Origin of the sequence: Psychrobacter sp. GW64-MNA-CIBAN-0177 (assembly GCF_040309585.1) — a bacterium.
Classification (GTDB): domain Bacteria; phylum Pseudomonadota; class Gammaproteobacteria; order Pseudomonadales; family Moraxellaceae; genus Psychrobacter; species Psychrobacter okhotskensis.
The window spans coordinates 1-261 of sequence record NZ_JBEOOY010000356.1 but is presented as its reverse complement, the minus strand read 5'-3'; the positions used below and the strand labels follow the sequence as shown (position 1 = coordinate 261).

At 37.9% G+C, this 261-nt stretch carries 1 protein-coding gene; it reads right to left on the bottom strand.

Annotated features, from left to right (window positions below):
• Positions 1-261 (bottom strand): hypothetical protein (locus tag AAEY79_RS15425; protein WP_352289402.1); only part of this gene is annotated, 261 nt, incomplete at both ends.

The following is a 261-nucleotide window of genomic DNA, read 5'->3' as shown; positions in this document are numbered from 1 at the left end:
CGTCAACTTCAGCGCCATTTTTTAGCTCTTTCGCAGTCACCGATACATTAACGCCAGCAAATTCTAAACTACTGCTTTTAGGCATAAATATGGTTAGGCTTGAGCCATCGCCATTATTACTCCAATTTGATTTACGTGGCATTTTTACAATAAACTGAGTTTTATCGCCATTTATTTTAAGCTCATAACCCTCGGCTTTGTCATCAAGCTCGCCAGATACTTTAAATTCGTTTTTATCCCAGCCTGTAATATGTATATCAC